General features: G+C 76.7%; 9 protein-coding genes. 7 read left to right on the forward strand and 2 right to left on the reverse strand.

All coding sequences use genetic code 11. The features are described 5' to 3' along the window. Positions 1 to 542, reverse strand: a 542-nt coding sequence (locus Q0112_RS01780) for an SIS domain-containing protein (protein ID WP_297970588.1), incomplete at its 3' end; no start/stop codon positions are given. Further along, complete coding sequence (locus tag Q0112_RS01785) at positions 539 to 1381, reverse strand: BadF/BadG/BcrA/BcrD ATPase family protein (protein ID WP_297970590.1); 843 nt, start codon at positions 1379 to 1381, stop codon at positions 539 to 541. The genes Q0112_RS01780 and Q0112_RS01785, both read right to left, overlap by 4 nt. Before the next feature lie 89 nt (positions 1382 to 1470). Between Q0112_RS01785 and Q0112_RS01790 the strand changes: the two genes are divergently transcribed. From Q0112_RS01790 to Q0112_RS01820, 7 genes are all read left to right on the forward strand, one after another. Then, complete coding sequence (locus Q0112_RS01790; protein WP_297970592.1) at positions 1471 to 1980, forward strand: MbcA/ParS/Xre antitoxin family protein; 510 nt, start codon at positions 1471 to 1473, stop codon at positions 1978 to 1980. Next, the gene (locus tag Q0112_RS01795; RefSeq protein WP_297970594.1) at positions 1977 to 2666 is read left to right on the forward strand and encodes an RES family NAD+ phosphorylase; all 690 of its coding nucleotides are present in this window, start codon (positions 1977 to 1979) and stop codon (positions 2664 to 2666) included. The genes Q0112_RS01790 and Q0112_RS01795 overlap by 4 nt, the downstream gene beginning before the upstream one ends. A gap of 58 nt (positions 2667 to 2724) precedes the next feature. After that, on the forward strand, positions 2725 to 3624 hold the full coding sequence (locus tag Q0112_RS01800) for an N-acetylmuramic acid 6-phosphate etherase (RefSeq protein WP_297970596.1): 900 nt from the start codon (positions 2725 to 2727) through the stop codon (positions 3622 to 3624). A 191-nt stretch (positions 3625 to 3815) separates the two neighbouring features. After that, positions 3816 to 4769: a tonB-system energizer ExbB gene (gene exbB, locus Q0112_RS01805; protein ID WP_297970598.1), complete on the forward strand. Its 954-nt coding sequence runs from the start codon at positions 3816 to 3818 to the stop codon at positions 4767 to 4769. A 4-nt stretch (positions 4770 to 4773) separates the two neighbouring features. After that, on the forward strand, positions 4774 to 5220 hold the full coding sequence (exbD, locus tag Q0112_RS01810) for a TonB system transport protein ExbD (protein WP_297970600.1): 447 nt from the start codon (positions 4774 to 4776) through the stop codon (positions 5218 to 5220). Continuing rightward, the gene (locus tag Q0112_RS01815) at positions 5217 to 6077 is read left to right on the forward strand and encodes an energy transducer TonB (RefSeq protein WP_297970602.1); all 861 of its coding nucleotides are present in this window, start codon (positions 5217 to 5219) and stop codon (positions 6075 to 6077) included. Before exbD ends, Q0112_RS01815 begins: the two co-directional genes overlap by 4 nt. A gap of 43 nt (positions 6078 to 6120) precedes the next feature. Next, on the forward strand, positions 6121 to 6429 hold the full coding sequence (locus tag Q0112_RS01820) for an antibiotic biosynthesis monooxygenase (RefSeq protein WP_297970604.1): 309 nt from the start codon (positions 6121 to 6123) through the stop codon (positions 6427 to 6429). The last annotated feature ends 22 nt before the right edge of the window (positions 6430 to 6451 follow it).

A 6451-nucleotide genomic window follows, 5' to 3' on the forward strand; every position in this document is an offset into this window, starting at 1 on the left:
GGGAGCGCGGCGACGGCGGCGGCGAGCTCCGCCTCCTCGCGCCATTCGGCGAGGAGGGCGAGGCCGGCGAGGACCGAGGCGACGAAGGACTTGGTCGCCGCGACGCTCCGCTCCGGGCCGGCGGCGAGGGGGAGCGCGTGGTCGGCGGCGGCGGCGAGCGGCGAGGCGGCGGCGTTGGTGAGGGCGAGGGTGAGGGCGCCGCCGGCGCGGGCGCCTTGCGTCATCTCGACGATGTCGGGGCTGCGGCCGGACTGGGAGATGGCGAGGCAGGCGGCGCCCTCGAGGCGGAGGCGGCGGCCGTAGATCGAGGCGATCGAGGGGCCGACCGAGGCGACCGGGATGCCGGCGACGATCTCGACCGCGTACTTGAGGTAGGTGGCGGCATGGTCGGAGGAGCCGCGCGCCACCGTCACCAGGAGGCGCGGGTCGGCGGCCCGCAGCGCCGCGGCGGCGGCGGCGAGGGGGTCGCTGGCGGTGGCGAGGAAGCGCCGGGCGGCGGCCGGGATCTCGGCGACCTCGGCCTGCATCCGGGTGGCGCTCATGCCGTCCCCCGCGCCATGGCGAGGGCGCCGTCGAGGCCGCTGCCGAGCGGCGGGCGGATGCGGCCGGGGTAGCGCGGGGCGAGGCGGCGGGCGAACTCCGGCCCGAGGCCGCCGAGGAAGCAGACGGGGAGCGGCGCCGCGCCGAGGCGGTCGATCGAGGCGGCGACGGCGGCCTCGGCCTCGCGCAGGATGGCGCGGGCGGCCGGGTCGCCGGCGGCCTCGGCGGCGAGGAGGCGGGGGACCTCGGCTGCGAAGTCGGCGGGGGCGGCGCGCCGGCCGAAGGCGACGATCCCCTCCGGGCCGCCGTGGGCGGCGAGGACGGCGGCGAGGAGCGGCGTCGTCTCGGCGAGGCCGTCGTGGGCGAGGAGCGCCGCCTCGAGCAGCGCGCGGCCGAGGCGCGCCCCGCCGCCCTGGTCGCCGAGGAGGAACCCCCAGCCGCCGAGGATGCGCACGGCGCCGCCCCGCTGCAGGCCGAAGACCGAGCCGGTGCCGAGGGTCGCGGCGATGCCGTCGGCCGCCCCGAGCGCGCCCTTGAGCGCGACGACGGCGTCGGTCTCGATGCGGACGCTGGCGAAGGGGAGCCGCCCGGCGAGGCGCGCGCGGGCGTCGGCCATGTTGGCGCCGGCGAGGCCGAGGACGGCGTCGAGCCGGGCCGGGTCGACGCCGGCCGCGGCGGCGGCGGCGCCGGCGGTGGCGAGGATGCTGGCGAGCGCCCCCTCGGGGTGGCTCCAGATGTTGGCGGCGCCCCCCTCGCCGCGGCCGAGGATGCGGCCCTGCCGGTCGGCCACCGCCGCGCGGCAGCCGCTCCCGCCCCCGTCCATGCCGAGAAAGAGCTCCATGGCGGGAGGATAGCGAAGCGCCGGGGGAAGGGAAGCGGTTGAAATGTCCGCTTCCGGATGCTATGTCCATATCTGGACAAGGAGCGGAGATGAAGATCCTCGACAGCGCGCCGTCTCCTGGCTCGGCCCCCGGGTTCCGCAGCATCTCGCGCGACGACTGCGCCCGGCTGAGCGGTCCGGCGGTGCGGACCTTCCGCGCGATCGCCGACGAATGGGGGCTGTCGGAGAAGGAGAGGATCGCGGTGCTCGGCATGCCGGCCCGCTCGACCTATCACCAGTGGATGCGCAAGGCGGAGGAGCGGGCGCCGCTCGCCCTGCCCCTCGACACGCTGATGCGGATCTCGGGCGTCCTCGGCATCTACAAGGCGCTCGCGATCCTCTTCCACGAGCCGGCGCAGGCGGCGCGCTGGCTGAAGGGGGCGCACCGCGGGACGGTCTTCGCCGGCGCCTCGCCGATGAGCTTCGTCGTCGAGGGCGGTCAGGACGGCATCATGACCGTCCGCCGCTATCTCGACGGCTGGCGCGGCGGCAGCATGGGGCACGGCGCGGCCGAGGGCAGCTTCGCGCCGGTCGGCGAGGGGGATCTCGTGATCCTGTGAGCTTCGATCTCCGCGCATACCGCGCCGTCCGCGCGCCGGAGGAGACGAGCCGCCTCGTCCCGTCGCGCTTTCCCCCGGTCCCGGCCTTCGAGCGGGTGAGCACGGCCGAGGATCTCGAAGCGGTCTTCGAGCTCGAGGGATGGACCAACGACCGGCTGGCGAGCACGCGGCTCCGGCAGATCCCGCGCGCGGACTGGGTCTACGGCCGGCCGAACGCCAGCGTGGTCATGGCGGCCTTCCTGCACGGCGCGCCGCGCGGCCAGCGCTTCTCGGGGCCCGAGCTCGGCGCCTGGTATGCCGCGAGCGAGCTCCGCACCGCCCTGCTCGAGGTGGCGAACGGCCTGCGCAAGGAGATGTCGCTCAGCGCCATCGGCCGGATGGTCGAGACCTACCGCCAATACCAGGCGCGGCTCGACGGCCGCTTCGTCGACATCTTCGGCCTGCATCCCGAGTTCCACGACCCCGACGATTCGACCTATCCGGTCTCCCAGCCATTCGGCCGGCACGTGCGGGAGCATGGGGCGGAGGTCGGCCGCATCGGGATCCGCTACGAGAGCGTGCGCCGCCCCGGGCACGAGAACTGGGTCTGCTTCCTGCCGACGGCGGTCCGGGACGTGGTGCAGGCAGGCCATTTCGAGATCGACGTGCCGCCCGGCGGCAAGGTCGTCGTGCGCCGGCTGTCCTGAGGGCGTGGACAAGCCGCCATGCCGGGGCGATCCTCCGCGCCCGAGAGGAGAGTCGGCCTTGCCCCTTCCCGCCACCGAAGCCCGGCACCCGGGCGCCATCGGCATCCAGTCGCTGCCGGCGCCGGAGATCCTCGCGCGCCTGCTCGACGGGCACCGGCACGCCGCCGAACAGGTGGCGGCGGCGCTGCCGGAGATCGAGGCGGCGGCCGAAGCGGCGGCCCGGGCGCTGGCCGCGGGGAAGCGGCTCGCCTATGCCGGGGCGGGCAGCGCCGGGCTGATGGCGCTCTCGGACGCGCTCGAGCTGCTCGGCACCTTCGGCATCGCGCCGGAGCGGACGCCGGTGCTCTTCGCCGGCGGGGCGGCGGCGCTCGCCGTCATGCGGGGCGACGTCGAGGACGTGGCGGCGGACGGCGCCGCCGACGTCGCGCGCGCCGGCCTCGGGCCCGGCGACGTCCTGATCTGCGTCTCGGCGAGCGGGACGACTCCCTACACCCTCGCGGCGGCGGCGGCGGGCCGCGCCGCCGGGGCGCGGGTGGTCGGCGTGGCGAACGTCGCGGGGAGCGCGCTCCTCGCCGCCGCGGACGTCGCGGTGCTGCTCGACACCGGGCCGGAGCTCGTCGCCGGCTCGACCCGGCTCGGCGCCGGGACGGCGCAGAAGATCGCGCTCAACCTCGTCTCGACCCTCGTCGGGATCCGGCTCGGGCATGTGCATGACGGCTATATGGTCAATCTCACCGCCGACAACGCCAAGCTCCGCCGCCGGGCGGCCGGGATCGTGGCGGCGGTGGCGGGCTGCGACGCGGCGGCGGCGGAAGCGGCGCTCGCCGCCGCCGGCGGGCGGGTCAAGCCGGCGGTGCTGATCGCCGCCGGGGCGGAGGGCGCCGAGGCCGCCCGGCGCCTCCTCGCGGCGAGCGGCGGGCAGCTCGGGCCGGCGCTCGCGGCGCTGGCGGGCAGGTGACGCGGGGCGCGCGCTCCCGGCGCGTTCCCTGCGCTCCGGCTCTTGGCATCGCCGGATATCCCGACTAATTTGCCCGGATATGGACCGCGGCGACGCGGGCCTGCAAGCCATGCGCAATCGGCGCTCCGCCAGCTGATCGGAAAGAAGCCGGGACGGCGCCGGGGCTGCGCGGGACGCGGCCGGAGGGAAGCATGGGGCGGGTAGCGAGGGCCGCGGTCGCGGTCGCACTGGTCTTCACGGTGGCGGCCGGCGCTACCGCGGCGCAGGATGCGCCGGCGGTGCCCGAGGCCCTGCCGGCGATGCCCGCAGCCGAATCGGCTCCGGCGCAGGCGGCTGAGGCTCCCGCCACGGCGCCGGGCGCGCGCGCGCCGGCCGCTGACGAGCGCGCGGGCGGGTCGGCGGTGCTGCTCGCGCCGGACGGCGCGCTCGACGCGCCCGGGACGGGGGCGCTGCCGCGCGACCTTTCGCCCTGGGGCATGTACATGGCGGCCGACGTCGTCGTGAAGGGCGTGATGATCGGCCTCGCCCTCGCCTCGCTGGCGACCTGGACGGTCTGCCTCGCCAAGAGCCTCGAGCTCCTCGCCGCCGGCAGCCGGCTGAACCGCGGCCTGCGGGTGATCCTCGGCGCGCGCGACCTCGCGGCCGCCGACCGGGCGCTCGCCGGGCAGGGCGGCCCGGCGGCGGCGATGGTGCGCGTCGCGCGGCACGAGGCGAGCGTCACCGCGCCCGACGCCCGCCAGGGCCTGCTGCCGCGGGTCGCCTCGCACCTGTCGCGCATCGAGGCCGGCGCCGGGCGGCGGCTCTCGATGGGCACCGGCATCCTCGCCACCATCGGGTCGACGGCGCCCTTCGTCGGGCTCTTCGGCACGGTCTGGGGGATCATGAACAGCTTCATCGGCATCTCCGAGACGCAGACGACCAACCTCGCCGTGGTCGCCCCCGGCATCGCCGAGGCGCTGCTCGCCACCGCTCTCGGCCTCGTCGCCGCCATCCCGGCGGTGGTGATCTACAACGTCTTCGCCCGCTGGATCGCCGGCTACCGCGCGCGGCTCGCCGATGCCGCGGCCGGCGTCGAGCGGCTGGTGAGCCGCGACCTCGACCACGACCGGCTGGCGCCCGCGCCGCTGGCCCGGGCGGCGGAGTAGCGCCATGGCCGGGAGCCTGCAGCCGCGCGGCGCCGACGACGACCTCGCCGAGGTGCACGAGATCAACGTGACGCCCTTCATCGACGTGATGCTGGTGCTGCTGATCATCTTCATGATCGCGGCCCCGCTCGCCACGGTCGACGTGCCGGTCGACCTGCCGGGCTCGACGGCGACCCCGCAGCCGCGGCCGGCCGATCCGATCTACCTGACGGTCAGGGACGACCTCTCGCTGGTGCTCGGCGAGAGCGCGGTGGCGCGCGAGGCGCTCGGGCCCGCGCTCGGCGCGGCGACGGCGGGGGACCAGGAGACGCGCATCTTCCTGCGTGCCGACGAGAGGGTCGCCTATGGCGACCTGATGGCGGTGATGAACCTGCTGCGCGCCGCCGGCTATCTCAAGGTGGCGCTCGTCGGGCTCGAGGCGGCCGATGCGCCGGCCGGCGCCGCGCCATGAGCGCCGCGGCCTTCCCGATCGCGCCCGGGGACCGGGCGGCCGGGCAGCGGGCGGCGCTCTGGACCGGGGCGGCGGCTTTCGCGCTCGCCGCGCACGCCGGGGCGGTCGCCTGGGCGCTGCGCCAGCCGCCGCCCTTCGCCGTCGACCCGGCGCCGGCGCCGGCGGTGATGATCGACCTCGAGCCGGCGGCGGTCGCCCCGCAGGCGCCGGTCGAGTCCCTCGCCACCGACAACCTGGACGCGCCGGAGATCGAAGAGAGCATGCCCGAGATCGCCCCGCTCGCGCCGCCGCCGGCGCCGCCCGCGGTGCCGGTCGAGCCGCTGCGCGCCGAGGTTCCGGATGCGCTGCCCGCGGCCGAGCCGCCGCCCGAGCTGCCGGTGCCGGTGACGCGCCCCGCGGCGCGGCCGCGCGACATCGCGCTCGCCGCGGCCGCGCCGGCGAAGCCGGTCGAGAAGGTCGAGCGCAGGGCGCCGGAGCCGGAGAAGGCCTCGCGGGCGCAGACCCGCGCCCGGACCACGGCGCCGACGGCGAAGGTCGCCGCCGCGCCGGCCAAGGCGGCGGGGGCGAGCGCCTCGCTGTCGCCGGCCAGGTGGGAGGCGCGGCTGATGGCCCATCTCGAGCGGCGCAAGAAGTACCCGGCCGGCGCCCGCAAGCGGCGCGAGGAGGGCACGGTGCTGGTGCGCTTCGCCATCGACGGCGGCGGCAACGTGCTCTCGGCCGGGCTGGTGCGCTCCTCGGGCTTCGCCGAGCTCGACCAGGCGGTGCTGGCGCTGGTGCGCGGCGCCTCGCCGGTCCCCGCCCCGCCGCCCGGCGCGCCGCACGAGATCACCGCGCCGGTGCGCTTCTCGATCCGCTGATGCGAAACACCCCCTGAGAACAAGCCAAGAGGAGATTTCCCGCATGTTTCTCGCCATGAACCGCTTCCGGGTGCTGCCCGGGTCCGAGGCCGCCTTCGAGGAGGCCTGGCGCGCGCGCGACGGCCGGCTCGGCGAGATGCCGGGCTTCGTCGAGTTCCACCTGCTGCGCGGCCCGAGCAGCGACGGCCACACGCTCTACGCCTCGCACACCATCTGGCGCGACGAGGCGGCCTTCCAGGCCTGGACGACCTCGGAGCAGTTCCGCTCGGTGCACCGCAGCGCCGGGGAGCGGAAGGTGCTCTACGACGGGCATCCCGAGCTCGAGACCTTCACCGACGTCGAGGGGGTCTGAGCCTTGGCCGAAGCGATTGCCG

This window comes from uncultured Amaricoccus sp., from assembly GCF_937858865.1.
Classification (GTDB): domain Bacteria; phylum Pseudomonadota; class Alphaproteobacteria; order Rhodobacterales; family Rhodobacteraceae; genus Amaricoccus.